The organism is Chryseobacterium sp. StRB126, from assembly GCF_000829375.1.
Lineage (GTDB): Bacteria > Bacteroidota > Bacteroidia > Flavobacteriales > Weeksellaceae > Chryseobacterium.
Window position 1 is genome coordinate 855,251 of sequence record NZ_AP014624.1, and the last position, 26,811, is coordinate 882,061.

25 protein-coding genes are annotated in these 26,811 nt (G+C 34.9%); 6 read left to right on the forward strand and 19 right to left on the reverse strand.

All coding sequences use genetic code 11. The features are described 5' to 3' along the window. Position 1 precedes the first annotated feature (1 nt). The 3 genes from CHSO_RS03685 to CHSO_RS03695 all read left to right on the forward strand — a co-directional run bounded on the left by CHSO_RS03685 (position 2) and on the right by CHSO_RS03695 (position 2,469). A complete protein-coding gene (locus CHSO_RS03685) occupies positions 2-781 on the forward strand; it encodes a hypothetical protein (protein ID WP_232509146.1) in 780 nt (259 codons plus the stop codon). A 30-nt stretch (positions 782-811) separates the two neighbouring features. Further along, positions 812-1,624 carry a carboxypeptidase-like regulatory domain-containing protein gene (locus CHSO_RS03690; protein ID WP_232509147.1) on the forward strand — a complete coding sequence of 271 codons (813 nt, stop codon included), beginning with the start codon at positions 812-814 and terminating at the stop codon, positions 1,622-1,624. Between the two features lie 110 nt (positions 1,625-1,734). Then, positions 1,735-2,469: an SIMPL domain-containing protein gene (locus CHSO_RS03695; protein WP_045492417.1), complete on the forward strand. Its 735-nt coding sequence runs from the start codon at positions 1,735-1,737 to the stop codon at positions 2,467-2,469. A gap of 126 nt (positions 2,470-2,595) precedes the next feature. On the opposite strand, the gene CHSO_RS03700 is transcribed toward CHSO_RS03695, so the two are convergent. The 7 genes from CHSO_RS03700 to CHSO_RS03730 all read right to left on the reverse strand — a co-directional run bounded on the left by CHSO_RS03700 (position 2,596) and on the right by CHSO_RS03730 (position 9,724). Then, the gene (locus CHSO_RS03700) at positions 2,596-3,108 is read right to left on the reverse strand and encodes a GNAT family N-acetyltransferase (protein WP_052480728.1); all 513 of its coding nucleotides are present in this window, start codon (positions 3,106-3,108) and stop codon (positions 2,596-2,598) included. Between the two features lie 5 nt (positions 3,109-3,113). Then, positions 3,114-3,335, reverse strand: a complete 222-nt coding sequence (locus CHSO_RS03705; RefSeq protein ID WP_045492421.1) for a PspC family transcriptional regulator — start codon at positions 3,333-3,335, stop codon at positions 3,114-3,116. 1 nt (position 3,336) lies between these two features. Then, positions 3,337-4,596 (reverse strand): DUF2851 family protein, encoded by a 1,260-nt coding sequence (locus tag CHSO_RS03710; RefSeq protein ID WP_045492422.1) that lies wholly within the window; start codon positions 4,594-4,596, stop codon positions 3,337-3,339. Positions 4,597-4,689: 93 nt separating this feature from the next. Then, a complete protein-coding gene (locus tag CHSO_RS03715) occupies positions 4,690-5,607 on the reverse strand; it encodes an endonuclease/exonuclease/phosphatase family protein (protein ID WP_232509148.1) in 918 nt (305 codons plus the stop codon). Positions 5,608-5,961: 354 nt separating this feature from the next. Next, complete coding sequence (locus CHSO_RS03720) at positions 5,962-6,564, reverse strand: hypothetical protein (RefSeq protein ID WP_045492424.1); 603 nt, start codon at positions 6,562-6,564, stop codon at positions 5,962-5,964. 281 nt (positions 6,565-6,845) lie between these two features. Then, positions 6,846-7,994: an N-acetyl-alpha-D-glucosaminyl L-malate synthase BshA gene (gene bshA / locus CHSO_RS03725; RefSeq protein WP_045492426.1), complete on the reverse strand. Its 1,149-nt coding sequence runs from the start codon at positions 7,992-7,994 to the stop codon at positions 6,846-6,848. 26 nt (positions 7,995-8,020) lie between these two features. Next, positions 8,021-9,724 carry a glycoside hydrolase family 3 protein gene (locus CHSO_RS03730; RefSeq protein ID WP_045492428.1) on the reverse strand — a complete coding sequence of 568 codons (1,704 nt, stop codon included), beginning with the start codon at positions 9,722-9,724 and terminating at the stop codon, positions 8,021-8,023. 116 nt (positions 9,725-9,840) lie between these two features. On the opposite strand from CHSO_RS03730, the gene CHSO_RS03735 reads away from it, so the two are divergent. Together CHSO_RS03735 and CHSO_RS03740 are read left to right on the forward strand one after the other, a co-directional pair. Continuing rightward, positions 9,841-10,386, forward strand: coding sequence for a hypothetical protein (locus CHSO_RS03735; protein ID WP_045492430.1), 546 nt, complete (start codon positions 9,841-9,843; stop codon positions 10,384-10,386). A 1,045-nt stretch (positions 10,387-11,431) separates the two neighbouring features. Continuing rightward, entirely contained in the window at positions 11,432-12,223 is a 792-nt protein-coding gene (locus CHSO_RS03740) for a T9SS type A sorting domain-containing protein (RefSeq protein WP_084220921.1), read from the forward strand. Positions 12,224-12,464: 241 nt separating this feature from the next. On the opposite strand, the gene CHSO_RS03745 is transcribed toward CHSO_RS03740, so the two are convergent. From CHSO_RS03745 to CHSO_RS03785, 9 genes are all read right to left on the reverse strand, one after another. Next, positions 12,465-13,382 carry an IS982 family transposase gene (locus CHSO_RS03745; protein WP_045492434.1) on the reverse strand — a complete coding sequence of 306 codons (918 nt, stop codon included), beginning with the start codon at positions 13,380-13,382 and terminating at the stop codon, positions 12,465-12,467. 216 nt (positions 13,383-13,598) lie between these two features. Next, positions 13,599-14,195 (reverse strand): GTP cyclohydrolase II, encoded by a 597-nt coding sequence (gene ribA / locus CHSO_RS03750; protein ID WP_045492436.1) that lies wholly within the window; start codon positions 14,193-14,195, stop codon positions 13,599-13,601. 18 nt (positions 14,196-14,213) lie between these two features. After that, positions 14,214-14,672, reverse strand: a complete 459-nt coding sequence (locus CHSO_RS03755; protein ID WP_045492438.1) for a hypothetical protein — start codon at positions 14,670-14,672, stop codon at positions 14,214-14,216. After that, positions 14,669-15,283, reverse strand: coding sequence for a DUF4254 domain-containing protein (locus CHSO_RS03760; protein WP_045492441.1), 615 nt, complete (start codon positions 15,281-15,283; stop codon positions 14,669-14,671). The genes CHSO_RS03755 and CHSO_RS03760 overlap by 4 nt, the downstream gene beginning before the upstream one ends. 15 nt (positions 15,284-15,298) lie before the next feature. Then, entirely contained in the window at positions 15,299-15,511 is a 213-nt protein-coding gene (locus CHSO_RS03765; protein WP_045492444.1) for a twin-arginine translocase TatA/TatE family subunit, read from the reverse strand. Positions 15,512-15,541: 30 nt separating this feature from the next. Continuing rightward, positions 15,542-17,104 carry a peptidoglycan DD-metalloendopeptidase family protein gene (locus tag CHSO_RS03770; protein WP_045492447.1) on the reverse strand — a complete coding sequence of 521 codons (1,563 nt, stop codon included), beginning with the start codon at positions 17,102-17,104 and terminating at the stop codon, positions 15,542-15,544. Next, positions 17,101-17,946 (reverse strand): DUF4292 domain-containing protein, encoded by an 846-nt coding sequence (locus tag CHSO_RS03775; RefSeq protein ID WP_084220922.1) that lies wholly within the window; start codon positions 17,944-17,946, stop codon positions 17,101-17,103. Before CHSO_RS03775 ends, CHSO_RS03770 begins: the two co-directional genes overlap by 4 nt. A 113-nt stretch (positions 17,947-18,059) precedes the next feature. Then, positions 18,060-19,076: a sugar phosphate nucleotidyltransferase gene (locus CHSO_RS03780; RefSeq protein WP_045492450.1), complete on the reverse strand. Its 1,017-nt coding sequence runs from the start codon at positions 19,074-19,076 to the stop codon at positions 18,060-18,062. A 144-nt stretch (positions 19,077-19,220) separates the two neighbouring features. Next, positions 19,221-20,675, reverse strand: coding sequence for a lipopolysaccharide biosynthesis protein (locus tag CHSO_RS03785; RefSeq protein WP_045492453.1), 1,455 nt, complete (start codon positions 20,673-20,675; stop codon positions 19,221-19,223). A 205-nt stretch (positions 20,676-20,880) separates the two neighbouring features. On the opposite strand from CHSO_RS03785, the gene CHSO_RS03790 reads away from it, so the two are divergent. Then, positions 20,881-22,218: a dihydroorotase gene (locus tag CHSO_RS03790; RefSeq protein WP_045492455.1), complete on the forward strand. Its 1,338-nt coding sequence runs from the start codon at positions 20,881-20,883 to the stop codon at positions 22,216-22,218. A gap of 217 nt (positions 22,219-22,435) precedes the next feature. On the opposite strand, the gene CHSO_RS03795 is transcribed toward CHSO_RS03790, so the two are convergent. From CHSO_RS03795 to CHSO_RS03805, 3 genes are all read right to left on the reverse strand, one after another. After that, positions 22,436-24,733 (reverse strand): GH92 family glycosyl hydrolase, encoded by a 2,298-nt coding sequence (locus CHSO_RS03795; protein WP_084220923.1) that lies wholly within the window; start codon positions 24,731-24,733, stop codon positions 22,436-22,438. Between the two features lie 78 nt (positions 24,734-24,811). Next, the gene (locus CHSO_RS03800) at positions 24,812-25,492 is read right to left on the reverse strand and encodes a response regulator transcription factor (RefSeq protein WP_045501818.1); all 681 of its coding nucleotides are present in this window, start codon (positions 25,490-25,492) and stop codon (positions 24,812-24,814) included. 18 nt (positions 25,493-25,510) lie between these two features. After that, positions 25,511-26,758 carry a sensor histidine kinase gene (locus tag CHSO_RS03805; RefSeq protein WP_045492458.1) on the reverse strand — a complete coding sequence of 416 codons (1,248 nt, stop codon included), beginning with the start codon at positions 26,756-26,758 and terminating at the stop codon, positions 25,511-25,513. Between the last annotated feature and the right edge of the window lie 53 nt (positions 26,759-26,811).

Consider the following 26,811-nt stretch of genomic DNA (forward strand, 5'->3'; position numbering starts at 1 on the left):
CATGAGTTTACTCTGTGTGTCTACTGCAGTATTCTCGCAACAAAAAGTAACAGGACTCGTTACAGACAATAGTAACGTCAATATCAATCCGGTATTAATCATTAATGTTTCAAAAAATGCCTCTGTACTGAGTGACGCTTCAGGAAACTTTGTGATAAATGCTGATGAAAACGATGAAATAAGAGCAATAAAGGAAGGATATTATCGTGCAAGTAAGAAGATTGTGAAAGAAGACTTCAATACACCTATGCTGATGATCCTTCAAAAAGCAGAAATCCAGATTCCGGAAGTAAAAATAGCCTTTAAACCTACCGGAAATCTTGAAAAAGATAGTAAGCGTCTTAATGAGTCTCAAAAGCTTAGGTCTTTAAAATCGGAGATGTCCAAATATATGAAGAGTCCTTTAAATGAACCTTTACCAGATAAATCCATTTCTAAAACTTTTACAGGCCATGATTATAAAGTAGGACAGGTAGATGTTTTGGGTGTCATTGGCAAAGCGGTCAATCTAATAACTAATGCGAACAAACCTAAAATTACCAAAGCAAATTATATAGAATTTCAAGATTTTATGGTACAGCTTAAAAATGAAGTAAATTTAGATTTCCTTAGAAAATATGGGATGGAAGATGAACAGATTGATGCATTCTTACTGTATGCGGAAGAAACAAGATATCTTTCCAAAAAATTCAGGAAAGACTTCAATAAAGATGTATTAAGATTTGAATTGCAAGTAGCATTTGCTGAATATCGTAAATTAAATAAGCTTGATGCCAGATAAAATAGTGGTATTTTTATAGATAAAAAACAATTGGATTATAACTTTAAAAATAGAATAAGAGAGTATTGGAAAAAAGGATTTATTTTCCTTGTGATACTGTGCAGTAATCTCTTGTTTTCTCAACAGATGGTAACCGGGCGAATTATTGATGATGAAGGGGAGAATTTGAGTGCTGTAACCATTGTTAATATGTCTACGGATAAAAAAGCATATTCCAATTCACAAGGAATATTTTCCATTGAAGCCAATCCTAATGATGAGCTGAGATTTGTAAAAGAAGATTTCAGAAGAGCTTCCAGGCGGGTTCTTACGGATGGGGTTAATGATCAATTGTTGATAACTCTTTTTCAGATTCCCAAAGATATCGGGGAAGTGAAGATTGTAAAAAAGCTTTCCGGTGATCTGGAGCAGGATTCCAGGATTGTTGCGAAAACAGATAAAGGAGAACAGGTAAAACAGGCTGTTGGCCTTCCTGAACCTGTAGGAAAAATGCGGGAGAAACCGGCAGAAGTGAAAAGTGTTCTTTTACCCATGTTGCTAGGAAACCTTAATGTACAGGGAGCTTATGATCTGATAAGCGGTAAGGCAAGAAAGCAGAAAAGACAATACAGATATGATGACCTGCAGGAACACATTGCCTGGGTTCGGAGCAGAGTAGACGATGATTATTTTGTCAAAGCCGGAATTCCCGCCGATAAAATTTCGGAATTTATTGAATTTTCATTTGCAGCGAAACCTCAGGTTCGTACGTACGTAAAAGCCAGAAATCTGTCGGGAGTTCTTTTGAGGATGGAAGAAGTTATCCCGGTTTTTATTGAAAGACTCAATAATAGCCATAAATAGATCAAACTCAATTAGGGCTAGCGGTTTCTTTATAGTGTTAAAAAAATCTTAAAATATTGGAATGGAAATTGCTGCAATAATCTCATAATTAAACCAAATTCACAAATTTTATGAATAAAAATATTATTGCAGTAGCCATAGGAGCATTGGGGTTTATTCTTGGCCTCAGTTTTTTGGGAAATGCAATCAAAAACAGGAATAAATCTGAAAATACAATTGCCGTAACAGGTTTAGGATCCAAACAGTTTACTTCTGACTTGATTACGTGGTCAGGAAGTTTTTCTAAGAATAATTCCGATCTGAAGTCAGCTTACGATGAACTAGCCCTGGATAAAAAAGTGATTAATGATTATTTGATTTCAAAGGGAATAAAACAGAATGAAATTGTATTTTCTTCTGTAGATATTCAGAAACAGTTCAGAAGCTATAATGATTCTAATGGGAATTCTATACAGGGAGAATTTTCTGGTTATAACCTGACCCAAAATGTATCTATCGAAAGTAAGGAAGTAGGCAAAATTGAAAACCTTTCAAGAAATATCACTGAAATTATCAACCGGGGAATTGAGTTCACCTCTTCTTCACCTTCCTATTTTTATACCAAATTGGCCACTGTAAAGCAGGAGATGATTGCCAGTGCAACAAAAGATGCGAAAGAACGCGCTGAAAAAATTGCGGAAAACTCCGGAAGCAGTTTAGGAAATCTTAAAAAAGCAACCATGGGAGTTATTCAGATTACGGCTCCGAACTCAAATGAAGACTATTCTTATGGTGGAACGTTCAATACCTCTTCCAAAGAAAAAGAAGCCAGCATTACTATAAAACTAGAATACGAAGTAAACTAATTAATATTATAAGCAAAAAAGAATACAACGCAAACATTTGTGAAAATATGCGGTTATTACTGCTATCCCGACTCATCCTTCATTCTCAATAAAAAAATAACGCCGGAAATCTTCCGGCGTTTTATATTAAGGATAAACAATATCGCAAATTTCAGTTTTAAGTTCCTCTACATTTTCAGGAGAATAATTGGCCAGCAGCCATAAGTTCAGAGACTGCTTCCCTTCTCCATAGCTTGGCTGTATATAAGTAGTGTCAATCAAACCGAAGTTGTTTCTCTGATAGAAAGAATATCGTCTTTTTGCATCATCATTCAGATCTTCAGGTTCAATTTCTAGGATAATTCTCGGATAGTTTTCCAATAAGTGCTGCATGATATGAGATCCCAGTTTTTTGCTTCTGAAAGACTCAAACACTTCAAAATGTTCTACAAAAACAAAAGAACTTAGTTCCCATAAGATGAGGTAGCCTATGGCTTCAGATTCGTGTATGATAGACATAAAACTTACTTTCGGATTTGAAAATAAATTTAGAAACTGTTCTTTATCTCTTTGTTCGTCTACAGAAAAAGTGCTAGTGTAAGAAGTATAGATCCCCTGAACTCTATGATCTTCAGCAGAAGTAATTGGTAAAAATTCCATAATCATTATAAATCAAAGACGCTTGGTCTTCTTGTGATAAAAATATCTTTAATCCACAAAGTAAATGCCAAGCCAAGATAAATCAGAAAGAAAAATCCTACCGTAGCAAAAGTAGAGTAGATGAAAAAGATCCTTAATTTGGAAACGGGAATTCCTAGCTTGGCACCCGTTCTTGTGAGTACACCAAACCATTCTCTTTCCATTTTATGACGGATATTATTCAGCATTTTAAGATTCTTTTAAAAGTTTAAATCCAATACTGCAAGTTAAGCAATTTTTTTTGTCACATGAATTTTTATAGTGATAAATCAGGCTCTGGCTTTCGAGGGCATTGATGATGGGCACTCCAAGATTTTTCCAATTCTGGATTATTGAGTTTTTTTCAGCAGAAATATTCTGATAGAATTCTATAATTTTATCCGCAATTTCTTCGCTGTGGTATTTATGATAAGTATATTGTAAAGGAAGAATGGTATTCAGAATGATGAGGTCAATAAAATCCTTACTCAAAGTCTTAGGTTGTACTTTTGAGAGGGTTCCGAAATTAAAATGACAATCCCAGTATTCAGAAGCTTTTACCGATTTAAAAAGATCATACAACTCTTCAATATTTTCTGACTCCATAACTTTTGAGAATAAATTCTGATGTTGATAAAGGTTTGCGAGTTGAGACAAACGTATTGTTGGAAAATTAGGTGGTCGTAATCTTAAAAATTTAGGATGGAATACGAGATCTGAAATCTTAAACTTTGCTCTAAGGAAATCAAATTCCCGTTTCCATATTTTCATCTGGCCATCGTCAGGAGTCATGAGCCATCCTGAAATCCCAAACAACAGAGCTTCAAGCTGCAGTGGATTCTGACGAATCTTATTGATAATGCTATAGTCTAGGCTTTCTGCAATCTGTTTAAAAATATGGGCATTCACTTTTAATCCGAAAGAATAAGCAAGACTGTGGAATAAAACGGCTTCAAAATTATTTTTGTACAGAATTAAACTTTGTTCAAGTTCAAGAGACTTTTCTTCCAGTTTTTTCAGAATATTTCCTTCATGAAAATTCACGGGAATTTTATCTTTATTAAAAATATTTTCACAGGCAATAAACTGAGTTCCATTGATTAATCTTTCGTATTTCCATACTATATTTTCATCAATATAATGTTTCAGTTCGAGAGTCGGAACTTTCTGTTCAGTAAGCATACTAATTTCAGTATCATGTTGAAAAACAATATGAAGAATGATATTCTGGTAATTCGGATCCTGAGAATGATTATGGAAAATCCAGTCTGAAGAACGGACGTGCAGCTCTATATTTCCGGCAAGAACTACACCATTGATTTTGATTTTTGCATCCAGAAAATCCGGACCTGCATCTTTGTTCCACTTTCCGAATTGTATGATCTCAACAGAACTTCCTTCAATATCCTTGAAGTCAAAGTATTTGAAAACCTTATAGTTCCAAAGATATTGAAGCAGCTTCTCCGTCATAGCTATATATTAAGAAATCTATTCAATAGTTTCCATTATGAAACAGGCATCAGTGATTGCTAAGTTTTTTTTCTTCAATAGTATTCTGTCTGCTTATCTTTTAACCTTGAAAGTACTTATAACGGCTTTATGATCTGTAGGCCAAATACCCTGTGGTGCAATAAAAATATCATGACCTGTTTCTTTTTGTTCTTTTCCTTTCACAATGCTGGTAGCAGGTCCTACAATCACGCTCTTTTCAACGGAAACTTTACTGTCGGCGTAATAATAAATAAAATCTATCCGGTCACGTTCATCTGCTTCCAATGCCCAACTTTTCTGTGCTGGCCAGGTAAATCCGGGGTATTCAGCTTCATTGGGGTATACTTCTCTATAGCTGTCTTTATATCCGTTCTTATATAATGTGGTTGAGGAATTCCAGGGCGCTACAACTCCTCTATGATCATAGAGGTTTTTTGTAGACTCAGTCCAATCCAGGTGAGAAGCCTCATTGAAATCGCCTCCTAATACTACTATTCTGTTTTTTGAAATATCTTCTTTTGCTGATTCTACAAAAGCTTTTATTGCAATTGGTCTGGTGGAGCTAAGATCCATCTTCATGATTTGATTTAAATCAGTGACAGGAGCAGGAAGTTTTGCAAAGCTGTTGCCATCATATCCCCTTGGAAGATAGACTGCATAGTGGGTATAGTCCAGGTGAGCAGAATATATGGCTATTTCCTGCCCCTGAATTTCAGTTACCAATTTATGCATACTGTGAATAGTATTATCCTTACTGAATTCTTTGATAGGATATCTGCTCAGAATAGCAGTATCATAACTTGAAAAAGAAAAATACTTCATGCCCTTTTTTTCTAGTGCTTGCACTATTCTTTCATAAAATGAGGTATTGTTATAGTTTCTGACCTCTGACATGGTAACAAAATCAGGATTATGGGTTGCTATTTCATTGACAATAGCATCAAAACCTCCGGTTATCATAGTCCCTTCCTGCCAAACGTTGAATTGCATAATGCTAAAAGTAAAACCGACGCGAGAGGTTGTTGTTTCTTCCGACTGGCGGCATGAGGAGATACCGGCCATGCAGAGAAGACTTATTATAAGGCTTCTTATAAACAGAGTGGAAGCAATTTTTTTTCTCATCATTTCATTAATTGGGATAAGTATTGTAATCAAGATAAATATAAATATCATGCTTTGATGAGTATGATGTTGAAATTTTTCAAGCAGCGTTCTATATATGTCAATATGTAGAACGATTATTTTTTTATTAGGTAATTTTAAATATGTTCTTTAATACTCTTCCTTATTTTGATTAAAAGCCTCTTGTTAATACCTAGTTCATCCGTATTTTATTTCTTGTGTTTAATTTAAATTCGGTATGGAATGCCAGGTTCCCTGAATCCAAAAAGTACCACCAGCATTTCCGGCATTAATAGAGGTAATACCATTTGTAGTTGTAAAAGTGAAATTGAAAACCTGTGGTGCTGAGCTAGGCATGGTTATAGTAAGAGTAAAACTATTGGCTGTTATATTTGTAATAGTGCCGGTTGCTCCGGATGATACAACAGGATTCTGAATAATAGTCATTGTACTCCCTACTTTATACAGAAGTGAAAATGTTATTGCCGGGAGGCCTGAAATTGAAGCGCGTCCTGTGAAGTCGAGCCTCGCTTCTTTAGTGCCTGTTCTTATATTTGTCCAGTTATTATTGGAGTCTGACCATCTGTATATTCCTGATGAGTATAAGATATTTAAGGCACTTGAATTGGCTAGTGTGCCGTCATTGGAAGTTACAACCACCGAATTAGGATATAATGTTGAATTATTAGTTGTTCCGGTTAAATTTCTAACTCTTGTATTTCCATTTACATCTAATGTTGCGGTTGGTGCATCGGTATATATGCCTACCTGGGCAAATGACAGGCATGATATCATTGATAGCATTAAAATAAATTTTTTTTTCATTTGTTTCTGATTTGTATTGATTCATTTAAGGAGAACAGGATAATGGCTTTTGGAGCTTTAGATCTGTCAGTTCTCATATTCTATAAAAAAGGATAAGCAAAATTCGGTAATTTCATATTCATTTTCAAATTTCTAGGTACAACATAGATACAACAAATGTTGCCATAGTGTAGCTTCATAAATACTTCAGAAATATTTATACATCAAAAAATCTTCTGCAAACACAGAAGATTTTAAAGCTGTTATTTTGATATAAATTTTAAAGAGTGTAATGTAAATATTTACACTTTCGTCAGCTCTTTCTTAAAATTTTCTATAGTCGTTCTATACATTTTTTCATAGATAGGAAGAATGTTTTTCAAATCGAATTTTATAGCCTGTTCTTTCGCATTTTTCTTCATTTTGGCTAAAAGTTCATCATTACTCAATAATTTGATGGTATAGTTGCTCATCGCTTCTACATTTCCGATTTCTGCTAAATACCCTGTTTCTCCCTGGATATTTACCTCAGGAATTCCTCCTGCATTAGAACTGATAACTGGAGTATAAGCTGCCATTGCTTCCAAAGCTGCTAAACCAAAGCTCTCCTGCTCTGAGGGAAGTAAAAACACATCGGAAAGCTGAAGAATTTTATAAAGATCATTTACTTTCCCCAGAAGACGGATTTTTGAGATAAGATCCGGGTTTTCTTCAAGAAATTGATTCACTTTTTCCATATCAGGACCTTCCCCAATGATGATAAGTTTAGATTTTACCTTTTTCTCAACATTTTTAAAGATCTGTAATACTTCATCCACACGTTTTACAGGACGAAGATTCGATACGTGGATCAATATTTTTTCATCAGGATTTGCAAACTGAGTTCTCTGGCATTCCGTACAGTCGTCAAATTCAGAATTATCAATAAAATTGGTAATCACCTGAATTTCTTTTTTGATATTGAAGAACTGAAGCGTATCTTTTTTCAGACTTTCAGAAACCGAAGTAATCGCATCTGATTGATTAATGGAAAACTCTACCGCATGTTTATAACTTGGATGTTGCCCTACAAGGGTAATATCCGTTCCGTGAAGAGTCGTCACCAAAGGAATATCATTATTGTCTTCCCGCAGCATCTGTTTAGCCGTAAAAGCCGCATATGCATAAGGAATGGCATAATGAGCATGTAGCAGATCCAGTTTATATAGATTAACAACCCTGTAGATCATTGAACTTAACGCGATATCATAAGGCTGATACTGAAAAAGCGGATAGGTCTGAACATTTACTCTATGAAAGAAAATATTCGGATTGGTAATGTCTAATCTTGCAGGAAGAGCAGAGCTGATGAAGTGTACTTCATATCCTTTGTTGGCAAGAGACATTCCCAGTTCTGTTGCTACAATTCCGCTTCCACCATAGGTTGGATAGCAAAGTATGCCTATTTTCATTAGATTATTGTTGTTTTGATGTTGTTTTATTTTGTGTTCATCGGGGAAGCAGGATTTAGGTCTATACCCATTCCCGGCTTCAGTTGATCATTAACCAACACAGGAAGTCTGCCCCAAATTTTTGTTTTTCCGTTTAATGCATCTGCCGTTACATTCATAGAATCGTCATTGTTTTCATAAGATACCAGAACTGTGGAAACTTTTGACAGATCAATATCTTTTAAAGCATAGGCGCTTCCGAATACATTAAGAATCACATTCTGGTTTTTAGTAAGATCAGCAAGAATCTTTTTAGATTCTGAAGATATTTTATACGGTTTGTAGGCAGTTGAATTATCCTTGTGGAAACCAGCAATTACTGTAGAACCCGCTGGAATGGTATTGATCTCGCTTGCCTTTTTGATTATAATATTAGATCCCATTCTATTAGCGAATGTCTGGTAAGGAGCTTCTTCTAAAGGAACATAATAAACTTGTTTTCCAGAGAGGGGAAGAAGTTTTTTTTCATCCTTTAATAACGTTAATGCATTAGAATAAAGATTTTGAACCAATGTTTTATGAGAATCATTATTCAGGTCAGCATTGATGTTTTCAGGATTTTTTGGAGTGTACTGGGTAAGTCCTAAGAAATATTTTGTTAAAAGAATCTTCTTTACACTTTCTTCTACTCTGGATTGAGAGATTTCTTTGTTATCTATGGCTTTCTGAATGAGCTTTTTCCCTTCAGAAACTCCCTGAGAGAAAAGCATAATATCATTTCCAGCTTTAAATGCCATAGCATCCAGTTCTCCTGGTTTATATTTGTTAGCAACAGCACCCATATTTAAAGCATCTGTTATAATTAATCCTTTATAACCAAGTTTATCCTTCAATAATCGTGTGATGATATTTTTAGAAACAGAAGCAGGAATACCTTTCTCGGATTCTAAGCTTGGAACATATAAGTGAGCCACCATAACCCCGCCAATGCCTTTATCCATTAAAGCTTTAAATGGTGCTAACTCTGTAGAGTTAAGTCTTTCTATAGTATGGGAAACCACTGGAAGATCAAGATGTGAGTCTGTATTGGTATCTCCGTGGCCAGGGAAATGTTTAATGGCTGCTAATATATTATTGTCCTGAAGTCCGTTAGAATAAGATAGGGCAGAGCTAATAACATTATCCACCTCAGAACCGAAACTTCTGTTACCAATAATAGGGTTGTTCGGGTTGGTATTCACATCCACTACCGGAGCAAAATCCCAGTTGATTCCCATTCTGTGACAATCTTCTGCAATTTTAGCAGACATCTGATATACTAAATTCTTATCCTGAATAGCCCCCAAAGTCATTGCCCATGGGAATTTATGCGCCGTTGCAATTCTCTGGAATAAACCCCATTCAGCATCCATGCCGATCATTAAAGGGATTTTGGATTTTTGCTGGAATTCATTCACCAGGTTGATTTCTCTTGCGGCATCATCCTGCATCAGAATTAAACCTCCGATTTTATCATTAATAACAATGTTTCTTACCTGATTGATATAGTCTTCTCCTTTATTGGTGTAAAGAGCAACGATAAAAAGCTGCCCCAGTTTTTCATCCTGTGAAAGATTTTTATAAATTTTTTCCACCCATTGCTGAGCCTTTTTTATATCTTCTTTCGAAGTATTTTTAGGCTGATACTGCGCATTAATCCTAGGACTAATCAATGCTGCAATAAAGAGTGAAGTATATAATAATTTCTTCATGACTTTTTGAATAAGAACAAAAATACAATTAAAAAAATTGACAAAAACAAAGATTTTGAAATTTTTGGTATATGATTTGAATACGCAATATAAATAATAACTAAACATTTATAAAAATGAAAAAAATTCTTCCACTTATATTATTAGCCGGTATCGGATTTCTTACATATAGTTGTGATAACAGCAATGATGATCCGGTTGTTGTAAATCCAGGAAAGGATAATGATACAGTAGGAATTGCTTTTGATGCTTATCCTTTATTTAAGAAAGTTACAAATAATTTATATCAATCTCAGCAAACATTCCAAAACCAATTGGTAAGTGCAGATATGGTACTTATTTACATTCAGATTGATGGTACAAATGATACTCCTGTTTGGAGACTTCTTCCTTATACACGTTATACAGACAGTGGAACTCCTGTTGATTACTCGTATGACTTTAGTAAAGTTGATGTTCTTTTTAGCGTAAATTCAACAATGGATTTGAGCTTACCTGCAAACTCAGGATATTATACTAACAAGAGATTCAGAGTTGTAATTATTCCTGCTGATATGGCTAGTAAGAATGCTAAATCAGCTGCTGCAACAGTTGACTATAATGATTACAATAGTGTAATTAAGCACTATAAAATCGACGAGTCTAAAATCAAGACTCTTTAACTAAGAAATATCTTTTCAGTTTTTTATAATTAAAAAAGCTTCGGGAGAAATCCTGAAGCTTTTGCATTTTTATTTATGAATATATTTAAGAGATCATAGAGTAAAGCGAATAAATTTCTTATTCAATAAGACATTAATCTTCCCTTAAGAATTCCGATATTTGTACAAGTTTATTATTTGTTCTCAAAACTTATCTTGGTTCTGATTTTTATTAAATTGGTGAAACTTTTTTAGATTTCTAAACAATAGAGATTCCCGAGTCTATTGATTTTTTATAAATTCTTGTTGGTGGTGTCATATTGAGATACAAAAATGATACGACATTACACTCTAGGTTTGTGGGGTCGCCTAATACCTGCATTCATTTATAAAGGGGGCTTTTTAGATTCCCCTCTATTAACTGTAAGTGTTATTTTCTTTAAATGCCCATGCTAACGATAGCATCGTCTTTACATTAAAAAGTAAATGGCACTACTTCCTATTTTCCATAAGTTATACTTTTTAAGCCTAACCATACCCCTTTTTCTCTTTTAGTATAATCATATTGTTTAAAAATATTCAAGAAGTAGTAATGAAACTGTTTAAACTTTTGTAATGAAATAGAGTTTCCAAAAAAATCAGCAATTTAGAGTTGCAAAAAAAACTAAAATTCTGGGACTCGTAAAAAAAATGGTTTTACAGTAAAGTATTTAGAGATATTCTGGAGTAAAAAGATATAATTGGAAAAACTAAAGATAATCCTCGTCATGGAGATACTAAACATAAAAAATATTTTGACCCTGAGAGTTTTACAAGCGAAGGCTTAAAATAGAAAAGACAACGCTTGGCTCTGTAGTTTCAAAGCTCTATTAGTACCGTTTAAGACTTTGAAGGTAGCTTGGAGGAATCTACATTATCTGACTTTTTCTATTTTATTCGAAGAGAATACCTTGAGGTAGTTTATTTCTTAGAAAATAAAAGATTACACAACTTTAATGATAAATGTTGCGAAATTGAAGTATTTATACTTAAATTTATGTAAACATTTTAACCTAAAACTCACATTATGAAATTTAATTTACTTTCAAAGTCTTGTTTGTATTGGCAAGTCTCAATAGTCATATTATTATTGCTGAGTTCTTTATCCTTTGCACAGAACAGGGTATATGCTTCTAGCCAAGTCTCCAATGTAGATGCCACATTATGTTTGGGCTGCGGTGTGTATAATCCTCAAAATGCGGTTGGAGCTAATGAAGATGATTACTCTAATTTTTTCACAGGTGTGGGGGTAGCATTCTGGAATATTGAGCAGACACTAATTTTTCCGGGAGTTACTACCGATAAGTTGGTTGTTGGGATTGGTAAATATCAATACTACAGCTTATCAACGGCGTCTGCCACTCGCTTTGCGATAGAAACGATGAATGGAAATATTCCGAATAATGATCGTAGGATTGATTTAGCTGGGGGGAGTGGATCTCCCACAGAAGTCTTGAAAAGAACGATCGAACTTCAGCCTACAAAACCTTATGATCGTGTTAAAATAACACTTTTGGGTACTCCAAACACAATTAACCTTATTGCTAAACAGCTTCGTGTTTATTATGCTTACCACGAATCTCCCGTTCCTAGTTTTACAGCTTATAGTGATGCCAACGGGCAGATTATTCTAGGGGGAGATGTTTCGGTGAAAGAGGCCAATATAAGCATCATTAATATGTTGGGTAAGGAAGTATATCGTTCAAAAATATATTCAAAAACTATTGAGCTGTCTTCGCCGCTTCCCACAGGTGTTTATATACTGAATCTTCAGACCAAAGACCAAAGCATATATTCCCAAAGAATTATCATTAAATAACCCGAGTTTGGGATCATACAATTAAGGATAAGAGGCTGGAAGCTGGAAGTTACTATGGGAACTACCATTTCTGACGTTGCCGTAAAATTTGATGAAGCAGTCTTTAAAGGAATAATACATTACAGGGTTGTAAGTGTTTTTTTAACCTCAGCTCACTTCCCTCTCCCAGCTCCAGGCTTGCTTCCTTACTAAAAACAGAAATGTCTTATCCCGAACCCAGGTTAAATAACCTGAGTTCGGTTTAAGCAAAATTTAAAAATAGTTGACCGTCATTTACTTTTTTTAAGTTAAGTGACGGTTTTTTTGGAAAGAAACAATATGCTGTTAGCCCTCCCAAGATATTCATTATAAAATTGTTCACACTTCGGTGTCTGGTGTGTTCAACCTGACAGTGATTCTTTAGTTCGTCATTTATGGTTTCAATGATAGCTCTTTTTCTAAGCAAAATCTTGTCTTCCATTGTCATTATGTGATTTTTCATATTCTTTCTAAGTTTGGTAAAGAGTTGAATACCATCTGCAAAAAGCATCTCCCACAAGGCTTTTGAGAGATACCCTTTATCGGCAAACAACTTCCCAAACAATTGCTTGGTCATTTTCTTAATATGTTTCGGATTTCGGTCATCCACATTTCCTTTTGTCAAATAAAAGGATAAAAGTTCTCCTTTTTCATTGCATACCAAATGTAGTTTGAAGCCGTAAAACCAGCCCATTGAGGACTTTCCGCGTTCTGCGAAACCTTTGAAAACTTTATGATTATGTATCCTTTGGTTTCTACAGACTTTCAAAGTTGTACTGTCCATAAAGCTGATTCCTGTGCATTTTCCAAGACATTTTTCTTTCAAAAACAAGACAAAAACAACAAAACATCTTTGTTGGAGCTCGATAAACCTGTTGTAGGAAAGCCTATTTGGAAATAAATCTTTCCAATATCCACAAACTACTTCCTGATAGTAATGTTTAAATGTTTTGTGAGCTCCCAAATGAAAGCCTATCATGATTGTGATAATTTCAGAATCAAACATTTTTGAAGTTCTGTTTCTTCTTTTCTTGCTGTCTCCTAATGCTTCTAGCTTTAATTTTTTAATTTGCGCATCAAACTCTTTACAAAAATCATCAATTTGTACAAAAATATTTGTAATTTGGTCTTTCAAATTCATAGCAATAAATCGTTTAAATATTTGAATGTCAGAAACTTAAATATACGAATTATTGCTATTTTTTACAAAGTTTATCTCAATTATTATCCCGAACTCAGGTTAAATAACATTATTTCCCAAAGAATAAATAAACTTGGTAGGTATGCAATCTCGTGGGTTTATTGAAGCTAAATTGTATTGTTAAAGAAAAAACCTCTGAATAGAGGTTTTTTTATTTTAGTTATCATTGTCATCGAGTAGATGTCCAAAGAAATCTTTTTTTGTCTGTAAATAGCCTTTACTCATTTCGTTGGCCGGAATTTGCAAAGGGATCCTTGAGTTGAGATGAACATTGCTGTCTACCACATATTTTACCTTTTCAGGATTATTGGTCAAAAGGTTGACATCTTTTACATCCAACAGATTAAGAATGTCAATGGCTACACCAAAGTTTCTATCATCTGCAGGCAGTCCCAATTCAAGATTGGCCTGTACCGTGTCAAGTCCTTTCTCCTGTAATGAATATGCCTTTAATTTATTGATGATACCAATATTACGGCCTTCCTGACGAAGATATATAATAATGCCGCCGTTTTCATGGATATATTTCATGGCTGCATCCAATTGCTGGCCACATTCACATTTTTTTGAATGGAAGACTTCTCCTGTAATACATTCTGAATGGAAACGGACATTAACAGGTTTTGAAAAATCTGTATTGTCTGCGATGATTGCCATGTGAGGCATCCAGTCGTTTTCATTTTCGGAGAAAGCGATCATTCGGAACTTGCCGTGCTCTGTAGGAACGTTGGCTTCCGCCTGAATTTTAATCATTGATAGTTCAATTAGTTTTTAACTTCCTGGTAGAGCATCTTCAATTACAGAAATATTGGTTTTTAAACGGACCAAGTATCTGTTAAGAACTTCATCATCATCCTTTTCAAGGCTTTGTCTTTGCTTTTGAATTTTTTTGTATGATTTTTCGAAGCTTTTCAGTGCTCTGCTTTTACCTGCAGAATTATTGGCATCAATAGCATATAAATAATTCTGAAGGCTGTATTTCAAACTTGTGATTTCATCATTAAGCCCATTGTTTTTAAACTTAGGGAAAGTGGAGATGATATTTGAAATCTCAGAAGCATTTATGTTTTCCTTGATATTGATATTAAAACTCTTCTTTGAGCCTCTATCAGAATCAGAGCCTTTTGTATCGCTATAAAAGTTATTTGACAGCGGAGAAAGGTTAAGCTTTTCCGTTGCACAGGAAGATGTTAATATTAGTAATACTCCAAAAAAAACTAGTCTTTTCATTTTTGTTGCCCTTTTTGATAAAGGATTGGGTTAAGACTTTCATCGTTATACATTTTCATTTGTTTGTATACCTTCATCTTAACGTTACCGTTTTCAATATCAGCAAGCAACTGATCTATAGAAGTGGATAGGTCTTCCTTCTGAATAAGCAGAACGTCCAGTTTAGCCTGGCAATTGTTTCTGTGTTCTTCAGAGGCGGATTCTCTATGGGCTTCTAATGACATATGATAAACCTTTAAGGCAAGAATTGACAATCTGTCTACTGCCCAAGCGGGAGTTTCTGTATTTATCTTTGCTTCAGGTTTAGGAGTTATATTTTCAAACTTATTAAGGAACCAACTGTCAATATATTCTACCAGATCAGTTCTTTTCTGATTGGAGGCGTCTATTGTTCTCTTGAGTTGAAGAGCTTCAGCTGGATCAATATTTTCATCTCTAATAATATCTTCCAGATGCCATTGAACGGTATCAATCCAGTTCTTTGCATACAAAATCCGTTCCAAACTATCTTTTTCGAACGGGTTATTAATTAGAGTGTTAACGTCATCAGACACGTGATAGTCTTCAATAGATTGATTGAAGACTTTCCATGCAGTCTCAGTAAATTTCATTAATTCTAAGGAATTTTAGTTACTTGAAGAATTATTGTTTGGAGAAGACGATTTGTTTTCAGAACCTGGCTTGTCTTCTTCTTTTACCGCATCTTTAAATTCTTTGATCCCTGAACCAACGCCTCTCATTAGTTCCGGAATTTTCTTTCCTCCAAAAAGCAGCACTAAAACGATCGCTACGATAAGGATATGCTGCCAAGATATGGCAAGTATTGTTAGTGTATTCATCTCTAAAATTTTTGCAAAGTTACACTTTTTTTAATATGAAATCCAACCTAATGGATCAACTGGTGTACTTCCATTCCATACTTGGAAATCAAGGGTGTAAGCGCCATCAAAATCCTGAGCTACAGTTCCTACGGGAGTTCCTGCAGAAACCTGTTGTCCTTTGGAAACACTTACATTTCCTAAGTTGGAATAAATGGTAAAGTAGCTTCCGTGTTTAATGATTACAGTCTTTGTACCATCATTATTAGCCAGTACTGAAGATACAGAACCCGGATAAACAGATTTTGCGCGGGTACCTGATGGCACAGAAAGTTTGATACCATTATTTTCTTCTGTAATATTTTTGAAAACAGGGTGTGGCTGTCTTCCGAAACGGTGAGTAATCTGTCCGGCTCTGTCCGCTGGGTATCCTAATCTTCCTCTGCTTTCTGCAAAACTGCTTCCTGCTGAGGTTGTTACTCCATAGCTTGTCATAGCTTTAGATTCTGCTGCTTTTTTGTCTTCTTCTTTTCTCTTGGCTAGAGCTAATTCTGCGGCTCTGGCTGCAGCTAGTTTATCAGCCGCTTCTCTAGATTTGGCTGCAGCCTCATCAGATGCTTTTTTAGCTGCTATTCTTCTGGCTTCATCTTTTGCATTGGCTTCAGCCCTTGCCGCTTCTTCATTACGTTTTCTTTCTTCTTCAGCTCTTCTTGCTGCTAATTCTGCTGCTTTTTTAGCTTCCGCTTCCGCAATTCTTCTTTCTCTTTCCAAAGCTTCCGCTCTTGCCTTAGCTTCTGCTTCAATTCTTGCTTTTTCTCTTTCAGCTGCAAGTTTTGCTAAACGTATTTTTTCGGCTTCCGCTTTTCTTCTGGCTTCTTCTTCTGCTTTTGCGATTCTGATCTCTTCAGCAATAATTGCTCTGATCTGCCCTTCAAGAGCTTTGGACTGAACTTGTTTTTGTTTCAGTTCACCAGTAAGTTTTACTTCGTTCTTTTTAAAATCAGCTACCAGTTGCTCTTTTTGAGCTCTTTCCGCATTAATCGTTGCTAAATCCTTCTGTTGGTTTACCAGAAGGTTTTGTTTCTCTTTTACAGAGTTTTGTCTTTGCGTAATGGTTTTTTTGATTTGATTGGCTGCATCAGTAATTTCAGCTGCTTTTTTATCTTGGTAATCAGAATATTGTTTTAAGTATTGTACTCTTCGAATACCTTCGCCCAAATTTTTAGACGAAAGAATGAAGGTTACTTTATTCTGTACCCCTTTATTTTTATAGGCATTTACCAAGACTTCAGCATAATTCTTTCTCAGAACTGCCAATTCCTTATTCTGACGGTTAATTTCAAGTTGCTTCAGATAGATGTCATCTTCAATAAACCTCTTTTCTTTTTGAGTATTATTGTAGACCTTTTCTCTTAAGACTAACTTTTGATTAACGCTGGTAAGGTAGGCTATGGAAAGTTTAGATTCGCTTCTTGTTTTAGCTAAATCCGTATTTATTTGGGCAATTTGTTTTTTAAGTTCGGCATTCTGCTTCTGCAGTTGTTCTTTATTCTGCTGCCCCTGGTGCAGTCCAAACATAAGAACACCTATTAAAAAGCTAAATTTTTTAATCATTTAATCTCAATTTTCTTATAACTGGATGGTACAGAATAAGGAGTTTCCATCCTCGAAAAGTCAAATTTCGTGTTTTCCAGTAAAATTTGACTAGATTTTGAACCTTTTATAATTATTTTAACATTTTGTGGAAGGCGAATTCCAGTGTATTCATTCCAGTCACTGTAAGATATTTCTAACTCATCGGGAGATAAAACATCCTTTAGATTGACACTCAGTAAATCATAATTGGTGTCATATTGGAGCTCAATTTTGTACTCTCTGTTTTTTTCATCGGTTACAATTTTCTGGTTTACATTAGAAACCATTTTATAGCCCTGTGCATTTTGAGTGAGTGTAAACTGAGAATCATTAATCTTTACAAAAGTTCTTCCCAACAGGATTTTTTCCAGTGCTTTATAATCAATAAAATTAACATTCAGCAGATTATTAAGATAATCAAAATCTGAATCAATATAAGTTTTGCTGGTTTTATCCTGCCCCTTTATTCCATCCGGAGTGGCAATCCCTCTGGCTACATTCAGAAAAAGAGCTCTAAGGTTCATCCAAACCTTTTTATCATTTTCAATATAAACCGTAGCATCTAATGTAGGTATGAAACTCCCTGTTTCTACACGAACTTTACTGTCTATCTTAATTTGTTCGAATTTTGGTGGGAGTAATACATGCTCGTAAAAGGTAAGTTTATCTCTCACCGGTTGGTTTACGTCTTTTGGATTTCTGTTATCTTCAGCTGTTTTGATACTGTCCTGAGTATTACCTGTATTACTTTTTACAGCATTACGGGTTTTACAGGAGGATAAAGCAAGAAGCAATAAAAGAAGTGGAATCCAATTTTTCATGTATTTATCTTTTTTCGGTTTAAAAAAACGGTGCAATATTAACGCCAAACCACACAAAACATTTTGTGTGGTTTGGTTTTATCTTATTTAAGTTAAAGAGTTTCTAATCTCATTTATTTGGAGAGAAAATCTAACACTGAATAATCTCCCAGAGAAATTTCTCTTGCCACTCCAAAATACTGAGCAGAATTACCAATCATAGAATTGGAAAGATTTCCATGGTTGATTCTTGTGTTTTCCTGAACTAGAGAGTTTTCAATATTAGAATTTACAACAGTGGTGTTGTTTCCTAACGAAACTCCAGGCCCTACTTTAGAGTTAGAAATTTTTACATTTTCTCCAATGAAACATGGTGGAATGATTAATGAGTTTTCAATCACTGCAGATGCAGGGTAGTTAGCCATTTCAGCTGTTTCGTAAGCAAGAATCTTACTGTTGGTTTCTACTGTAGCATTTTTGTTACCGCAGTCCATCCAGTCGTTTACTTTCCCCAGTGTGAATTTAGCTCCTTTTGATCTTAAGTTTTCCAATGCTGTAGTCAATTGATATTCTCCACCATTTTTAATATCATTATCCATGATATAGTTGATTTCTTCCATCAGCTTTTCAGCGCTATTGAAGTAATAGATTCCAATAATAGCAAGGTCAGATACGAATGTTGTAGGCTTTTCAACGAAGTCTGTAATGAAACCATAGTTATCCAGCTTTACCACTCCGAATGCGGATGGATCTTCTACGCTTTTTACCCAGATTACTCCATCGGAATTTTTATCCAGTTGGAAATCTGCACGGAAAAGAGTATCAGCAAAGGCAATAACCACATTTCCTGTCATTGACTGTTCAGCACATTTGATGGCATGAGCAGTTCCAAGAGGATCGTTCTGATAATATATACTTCCTTTTGCTCCCAGTTTTTCGGCAATCTGAATTAAAGATTTTTCAATCTCAGGACCAAAGTCTCCGATAATAAAAGCTACCTCTTCAATATTTTCTCCTGCAACTTTAGCAATATCTTCCACTAATCTCTGTACGATAGGTTTCCCTGCGATAGGAATAAGCGGTTTTGGAACTGTTAATGTATGTGGGCGTAATCTGGAACCACGTCCAGCCATTGGAACAATAATTTTCATAGATGATATAACGATGTTTTTTGTTTAAATGTAATGTAGGGCTAAATATAGTAATTAAAGCATTTCTAAAAAGTAATACTTATCACATTTAGCAGTTTGTTTAGTTTTTTAAAGCTTAATAATCATCAAAACTAAGACCAATTTCTAAGCCTTTTTAAGAATTTTTGATATTATAGCTTTTTCTTTAAAGGCTACAAGGCACAAGAACAAGATAAGAAATAAATTCCCTATCAGGTAGTTGGTTCTGAACTCATAAAAAGAAAGTAAGGAAAAAGTAATGGTGAATGCCAGATACATTACTATTTTTCCTGTATTATAATGAATAGGATATTGTTTCTGGCCCCAGATGTAGGAAATAACCATCATGGAGGTGAAAGTTATTAAAGCAGCCATGGCACTTGCCCAATACCCATATTGAGGAATGAACAGGAAGTTAATTAAAATAGTAATACATGCTCCGATAATTGATATGTACAATCCAACTCTTGTCTGATCTGAAAGCTTATACCATATGGAAAGATTAAGATAAATTCCTAAAAATAAGGCTCCCAGCATTACAAAAGGAATAATTTTAATCCCTTCATAATAAAGAGGATTTCCAAGATATTTTTCGGAAATCCATTGAAGGTTTACCATAAGACCCATATAAATAATACAACTGCAGATAACGAAAACATCCATCAATACAGCATAGGTTTTATGAGAGTCTTTATTTTTGAAACTTGAGAAGAAATAGGGTTCAATACCCAATTGGTAAGCCTGTCTGAAAACAGTAATGAAGGTTGCTATCTTATATACAGCGCCATATACACCAATCTGGTGACGGGCTTCTTCTTCTGGAAGCAAATATTTCAGAAACTGCCTATCTAAAGTCTGGTTTACAATACCTGCAAGCCCGGCAATCATAACTGGCCATGAATAATTCATGATTCTTTTCCATAAGTTGAAATCAAATTTTGAAAAACTGAAACTGAAGAATTCTTTTCCAATAATTAAAAGAGTGATGATACTTTGTATAAGGTTTGCTACAAAAACATATCCGATACCAAAATCAGGATTGTATTTTAAACCTAATATACCTTCAGGGTGTTTTGGAAGCCATTTTATAAAAAATAACACCAATAAAAAATAGATGGATGAACCTGCTACTTTTGAAAGCATATATTTAAAAGGTTTGCCCTGAAGTCTTAGAATTGCTGATGGAATAGTAGCAAAAGCATCCAATGAAAGAATGAATAAAAAGATGACCAGAAAGTTTACCTGATCTGGAGTTTCAAAAGCCTGTGCCAGCTGATACCGGAAAACATATCCTAAAATGAGATAAATAAGACCTATACTGATAATACTTACCGAACAAGTTGAAATTAATGTTTTCTTGTCAATGTTTTCTTCCTGTGCAAAACGGAAGAAAGAAGTTTCCATACCGTGAGTAAGCAATACTGTAATTACACCGGCGATAGAATACCAGTCTACAAACGGAGATGAGGCTGCAGGTCCAAAAAATGAGGTAACGATTGGAGCAATAATAAATGGGAAAATTCGTACTAATACGGAACTTAGCCCATATACTGCAGTTTGCCCTAATAATTTCTTATACAATTCGAAAAATTTTATGCAAATGTAAATATTTAGAAATTGATTTATTACCAGTGGTATTAAAATTCATTCATAAACCTTAATTTTGCTTTTTAGAGAATTTAAAAGCAAGATGTTATTAATTCATAATTGTATTTATTCATCAGCCTTAATTGATAATTGATCCTTTTTTAGCCTCTGATTTCTAATCTAATTTCTAAAAAGTAAAATGAAGACCCTAATCAAAAATGTAAATATCGTCAACGAAGGTGAAATCTTTGAAAGCGATATCTTAATAGAAAATGACCTAATTTCTAAAATAGCTTCCGGTATTTTCGAGGATGCAGATCAGATCATTGATGGTTCCGGACAATACCTTCTTCCAGGAGTGATTGATGACCAAGTGCATTTCCGTGAGCCGGGCCTTACTCATAAGGGAGATATTGAAACCGAGTCAAGATCAGCAATTGCTGGCGGGGTGACCAGCTTTATCGATCAGCCTAATACTGTTCCCAATGCTGTTACTCAGGAGTTACTGGCTGATAAATATGAAATAGCTTCTCAAAAAGCATATGCCAATTATGGTTTTATGATGGGAGGAACCAATGATAACCTTGAGGAAGTGTTAAAAACAAATCCAAGAAATGTTCCGGGAATTAAATTATTCCTTGGATCATCTACGGGAAATATGTTGGTAGATAATCCGGAAACACTGGAAAATATTTTCAGCAATACAAAAATGCTGATCGCTGTTCATTGTGAAGATGAAGCTACCATTAGAGCCAATACTCAGAAGTATATGGATGAATATGGAGAAGATATTCCTGTGAAGTTCCATCATTTAATCAGAAGCGAGGAGGCTTGCTATAAATCTTCTTCGAAAGCTATTGAACTGGCACAGAAAACAGGAGCAAGGCTTCATGTTTTCCACCTTTCAACTGCCAAGGAAATGGAGTTATTCAGAAATGATATTCCATTAAAAGATAAAAAGATTACCGCTGAGGTATGTGTTCATCATCTAACCTTCACCAATGAAGATTATGATACTAAAGGAGGTTTAATCAAATGGAATCCTGCTGTGAAAACACAAAAGGATAAAGATGCGCTTTGGGAAGCCTTATTGGATGACAGAATTGATGTGATTGCAACAGATCATGCACCTCATACTGCAGAAGAAAAGGATAATGTGTATACAAAATGTCCATCGGGAGCACCATTGGTTCAGCATTCATTAGTAGTGATGTTGGAAAATTATAAAAACGGTAAAATCTCTCTTGAGAAAATTGTTGAGAAAATGTCTCATAACCCAGCTATTTTGTTCAGAGTAGAGAAAAGAGGTTTTGTAAAAGAAGGGTATAAAGCAGACCTGGTTTTAGTAGATTTAAATGCAGACTGGACAGTTTCCAAAGATAATTTACTCTACAAATGTGGCTGGAGCCCGCTTGAAGGAATGAACTTCCATTCTAAAGTTACCCACACCTTTGTAAATGGACACCTTGTTTATGACAATGGAAAAATTGCTGAAGAGAAGTTTGGAGAGAGATTGCTTTTTGAAGTGAAAGAGTAAGACTATTATAAAAATTCAATAGAAGCGGGCTTTAGCTCGCTTTTTTTATTTCAAGTGTTCCATTGGCTTTAGCCAAAACATATTAATAATGTGATTGGGGCAATGCTATGTAATATTTTTATTTCTCACAGATCACACAGATTACGCAGATTTTAAAACACAGCCATCTGCTTAATCCGCATGATTTGCGAGAGATTATTTAAAATTCTGAGAAAGTCTATTTTTTAGCTTTATTTCCCATATAAAAAGTAAGTTTTCCACCATTCATAATCTCAGAATGTTTCAAGGTGAAATTCTTAATTTCTTTTCCGTTTAAAAGAATCTTTTGAACATATACATTCTGCGGACTTTGATTGAAGGCTTCAATTTCAAAAGTTTTTCCGTTTTCTAGATGTAAAACAGCATTATCAATGGCTGGGCTTCCGATAGAATAATTTTCTGAACCGGGAGCTACAGGATAAAAACCTAATGAACTTAAAATATACCATGCACTCATTTGTCCCGTATCATCATTTCCTCCTAATCCATCAGGGGTTGCTTTGTATTGCATTTCAAGAATATGACGAATCTGTGATTGAGTTTTCCAGGGTTGCCCTGCCCAATTATAAAGATAAGCGACATGGTGTGCCGGTTCGTTTCCGTGAACATATCCACCAATAATTCCTTCTCTGGTAATATCTTCAGTGTCTGCGAAAAATGCATCGGATAAATGCATCGAGAACAGCTCATCCAGTTTTGAAGCAAATTTCTTTTTTCCACCCATCATTGTGATCAGTTCATCAGGATTGTGTGGAACAAAAAAACTATAGTTCCACGAGTTTCCTTCAATGAATCCCTGTCCGTGGGTACTTAATACATCAAAATCTTTTTTGAAAGTTCCGTCTGCCAGACGTGGTCGCATAAATCCAATAGTTTTATCAAAATTATTCTTCCAGTTTTCAGAACGTTTGATGAATTGATTATAGATTTCTGTTTCTCCCAAGTGTTTTGCTAATTGCGAAATAGCCCAATCATCATAGGCATATTCCAGAGTGTTGGAAACTGAAGTGCCGTTTTTCTCCGCAGGAATGTAACCTAAGTCAATATATTGTCCGATGCCTTCATAATCTCTTTTGTTGGCCGTTTCTACACAAGCTTTAAGCGCTTCTTTCGGATCACCGTTATAATTCCCTTTGATAATGGCATCTGCCACCACACTTACACTGTGATAACCACTCATGCACCAGTTATCATTAGCGTAATGAGACCAGATGGGTAACATTTTCATAGAAAATTGATTATAATGTGCCATCATTGATCTTACCATATCATTATTCCGGTTAGGCTGGATAATATTAAAAAATGGATGAAGAGCCCGATAAGTATCCCAAAGAGAAAATGTTGTATAGTTGGTGAAATTTTCTGCCTTGTGCGTATTCTGATCCAACCCTTTATATTCTCCGTTTACATCCATATAGGTTGTGGGATTGATGAAGGTATGATACATTGCAGTATAAAAATTGGTCTTTTGAGGATCCGAACCTTTAATGACAATTTTATTCAATTCCTTATTCCAATCCTCCTGTGCTTTTGTTTTTACCTGGTCAAAAGATAAATTTCCGGCTTCTTTTTCAAGGTTTTCCAATGCATTAGCCTGACTTACGGGAGAAATGGCAAGTTTGATTTCAATGGCTTCATTTTCATTGGTATCAAAATCAAAATACATCTTAAGATTCTTACCTGCAATTTCAGGGAAATTCTTTGTCTGATCAAATTTTCGCCAGAACCCTTTGTATACCTGCTTTTCATCATAGTTTTTCTGGCCGTAGGACTTGAACGGTTTTGAAAATTTCATCGCAAAATAAACGGTTCTGGTTCTTGCCCAGCCATTGGTTTGCCTGTAGCCGGTGATCGTGTTGCTATTTTCCACACGAGCGTAGGTCCATACATTTTTCCCATCATAATTATAAATCCCGGCCATCAGATCTAAAATGATATGAGACTGGTCTGATTTAGGGAAAGTATATCGATGAACCCCAACTCTAGGAGTAGCCGTTAATTCTGCCAGAATATTATGATCGTCAAGTTTTACCTGATAGTATCCAGCTTCTGCTTTTTCATTCTGATGTGAAAACCTGCTTCTGTATCCGTTTTCAGGGTTGGAAGCTGTTCCGGGATTAAGCTGAAGTTTTCCCACAGTAGGCATTATCAGAAAATCTCCAAGGTCAGAGTGTCCTGTACCACTGAAATGAGTAGAACTGAAACCTGTAATCGTTTTGTCTTCATAGCGATAGCCTGCGCAATATTTGTACACTTCACCATTATATTTTCCATTAAGTTCATAAGAAATAGTATCGGTTTCAGGGCTTAATTGAATGGCTCCAAAGGGGGTGGTAGCACCAGGGTAGGTGTGTCCCATTTTTTCAGTTCCGATGAGTGGATTTACATATTGATACAGTTTTTCAAATTTCTGAGCTTGGCCATATACACTGAAAAACAGCAATGCTGCAAAAATAGAAGTCCCCGGATTTCTCATAAGCGAATAGATTATTAACAGATAAAATTAAGTAAAAACCAAAGAATAAAGCACTTTCGTTTAAATTTATAGACCATTTTATTTTTCAGAGAACCGAAAACCTATTCCATGTAGATTTTCGATAAGTATATTTTCCTCATTCACCAATACCTTTCTCAATCTTGAAATAAATACATCCAGACTTCTGCCCATAAAATAGTCATCATCTCCCCAGATGGCCTTCAAAATGTCCTGCCTTTTCACAACGGTATTTTTGTGACGGATGAAATAGTGTAGAAGCTCAGACTCTCTTTGAGTAAGAGTAATGGTATTGAGAGTGTTTTGTAAAGTATAGTTTTTAGGATCAAAATCATACTTCCCAACTTTGTATTTTGGAGGATGGATGCTCGTTTTTTTTGTCCGTTTTAGAAAAACTTCAATTTTCAGAATCAATTCTTCAATACTGAAAGGCTTTACCAGATAATCATCTGCGCCTATTTTCAACCCTTTAATTCGATCTTCTTTTAAGGCTTTGGCGGAAATGAAAATAATGGGAATTTCGGTATTCTTATCCCGAATGTATTGAGCCAGTTCAAATCCGTTGATTCCGGGCATCATAATATCTAAAAGACAAATGTCAAAACTTTGTGCATCGAATGCTTCCAATGCAGATCCTCCGTCAGGATAACAAGAAATATCATAGTAGCTTTCCAGACTATCCTGAATAAGAAACGCTATTGTTTCATCATCTTCTGCATACAAAATTTTAGACTTTTCCATGGCTTGCATATTATGAATTTAAAAGGGTAAAAATAAAGTAATGGTAATTCCTTTATCAGTATTATTTTCAACTGAAATTTTCCAGTTATGCTGTTGAACGATCTTTTTTACATAGAACAATCCTAGTCCAAAACCGTTTACCTCATCACTTTTTTGAGTATTTATCCTATAAAATTTATCAAAAATATGAGGAATATTTTTAGATGGAATCCCAATTCCATTATCTTTAAATTTTAAATATAAACCTTTTGAATCTTTAGAAGATGAAATAAAAATGGTTGGGGTTGTATCACAATACTTGATGGAATTATCAAGAATGTTATACACGATATTGGTGAAGTGAAACTCATCTGCAGTGATGGACGTTGTATTTTCAATCTCTATCCGGATCGTAAGATTTTCATTCTTTTGTATGATCGTGTCTGCAATTTCTGTGATGAATGGTAATAAAACGATTCTTTGAAGTTTCAATGATAATCCTGAAGCATCGTTCTTAGCAATATTCAATATTTTTTCGATATGATTGTTCAGTTTATGGCTTTGATCTGTGATAATGGAAGTGTAAGTCTTAAGCTTTGGGTTTTCTTTGATAAGATGCTGCTTGGTAAGTGCTTCGGAGGCTAAAAGTATGGAAGATAACGGAGTTTTGAACTCATGGGTCATATTATTGATAAAATCTCTTTGAAGTTCGGAGAATTTTTTCTGTTGAATGATCGTATATATGGAATATACATACACCAGAAGAATGATTATAAGGGCAAAAGTAAGTAGATACCAAAATCGTAACGAATTGACCAGATAAGTGGCTTTATCCGGGAAACGGATAGAAAAATAATAAACCAGATTTTTATGTTTCGGAAATTTTATCACCTTATTATTAGTGCTTTTCTGATGGGTGGATATATATTTCCCATAGATCATTCTGTCGCTACGGCAGTTATAGAGCGCATACACATAATTGGTATTGATTTGAAAACGGGTGAATTCAGTTTTTAAATAATGTTCGAGTACGGCAGGATGAAAATCATTGTTGATATTTACCACGTAATAATCATTGGAAATATTTTGTATCGGACTTTCAGTAAAAGATGTTTTTCCACCGGATAATTTTTCCGCTACTTCCAGCAAAGCGATATTGACGGTCTGATTAAACTTTTTATCTTCAAGATCATATGCCTGTCGGGTCCATAGAAGTTGAGCTACTAAAATTCCGATGATAGCGACAAACCCAAGGGTGATGATAATATTAAGTTTCTTGATCTCCATTTTCAGAAGCAATATTATCCAAAAATATCTATTTATTTTTTGTCATTAACAAC

Bases quoted from the DNA above. Each gene is read 5' to 3' on its own strand.
- CHSO_RS03685 (WP_232509146.1), top strand. From the start codon at position 2: ATGAGTTTACTCTGTGTGTCTACTGCAGTATTCTCGCAACAAAAAGTA.
- CHSO_RS03695 (WP_045492417.1), top strand. From the start codon at position 1,735: ATGAATAAAAATATTATTGCAGTAGCCATAGGAGCATTGGGGTTTATT.
- CHSO_RS03700 (WP_052480728.1), bottom strand. From the start codon at position 3,108: ATGGAATTTTTACCAATTACTTCTGCTGAAGATCATAGAGTTCAGGGG.
- CHSO_RS03705 (WP_045492421.1), bottom strand. From the start codon at position 3,335: ATGCTGAATAATATCCGTCATAAAATGGAAAGAGAATGGTTTGGTGTA.
- CHSO_RS03710 (WP_045492422.1), bottom strand. From the start codon at position 4,596: ATGACGGAGAAGCTGCTTCAATATCTTTGGAACTATAAGGTTTTCAAA.
- CHSO_RS03715 (WP_232509148.1), bottom strand. From the start codon at position 5,607: ATGCAATTCAACGTTTGGCAGGAAGGGACTATGATAACCGGAGGTTTT.
- CHSO_RS03720 (WP_045492424.1), bottom strand. From the start codon at position 6,564: ATGAAAAAAAAATTTATTTTAATGCTATCAATGATATCATGCCTGTCA.
- bshA (WP_045492426.1), bottom strand. From the start codon at position 7,994: ATGAAAATAGGCATACTTTGCTATCCAACCTATGGTGGAAGCGGAATT.
- CHSO_RS03730 (WP_045492428.1), bottom strand. From the start codon at position 9,724: ATGAAGAAATTATTATATACTTCACTCTTTATTGCAGCATTGATTAGT.
- CHSO_RS03735 (WP_045492430.1), top strand. From the start codon at position 9,841: ATGAAAAAAATTCTTCCACTTATATTATTAGCCGGTATCGGATTTCTT.
- CHSO_RS03740 (WP_084220921.1), top strand. From the start codon at position 11,432: ATGAAATTTAATTTACTTTCAAAGTCTTGTTTGTATTGGCAAGTCTCA.
- CHSO_RS03745 (WP_045492434.1), bottom strand. From the start codon at position 13,382: ATGAATTTGAAAGACCAAATTACAAATATTTTTGTACAAATTGATGAT.
- ribA (WP_045492436.1), bottom strand. From the start codon at position 14,195: ATGATTAAAATTCAGGCGGAAGCCAACGTTCCTACAGAGCACGGCAAG.
- CHSO_RS03755 (WP_045492438.1), bottom strand. From the start codon at position 14,672: ATGAAAAGACTAGTTTTTTTTGGAGTATTACTAATATTAACATCTTCC.
- CHSO_RS03760 (WP_045492441.1), bottom strand. From the start codon at position 15,283: ATGAAATTTACTGAGACTGCATGGAAAGTCTTCAATCAATCTATTGAA.
- CHSO_RS03765 (WP_045492444.1), bottom strand. From the start codon at position 15,511: ATGAATACACTAACAATACTTGCCATATCTTGGCAGCATATCCTTATC.
- CHSO_RS03770 (WP_045492447.1), bottom strand. From the start codon at position 17,104: ATGATTAAAAAATTTAGCTTTTTAATAGGTGTTCTTATGTTTGGACTG.
- CHSO_RS03775 (WP_084220922.1), bottom strand. From the start codon at position 17,946: ATGAAAAATTGGATTCCACTTCTTTTATTGCTTCTTGCTTTATCCTCC.
- CHSO_RS03780 (WP_045492450.1), bottom strand. From the start codon at position 19,076: ATGAAAATTATTGTTCCAATGGCTGGACGTGGTTCCAGATTACGCCCA.
- CHSO_RS03790 (WP_045492455.1), top strand. From the start codon at position 20,881: ATGAAGACCCTAATCAAAAATGTAAATATCGTCAACGAAGGTGAAATC.
- CHSO_RS03795 (WP_084220923.1), bottom strand. From the start codon at position 24,733: ATGAGAAATCCGGGGACTTCTATTTTTGCAGCATTGCTGTTTTTCAGT.
- CHSO_RS03800 (WP_045501818.1), bottom strand. From the start codon at position 25,492: ATGGAAAAGTCTAAAATTTTGTATGCAGAAGATGATGAAACAATAGCG.
- CHSO_RS03805 (WP_045492458.1), bottom strand. From the start codon at position 26,758: ATGGAGATCAAGAAACTTAATATTATCATCACCCTTGGGTTTGTCGCT.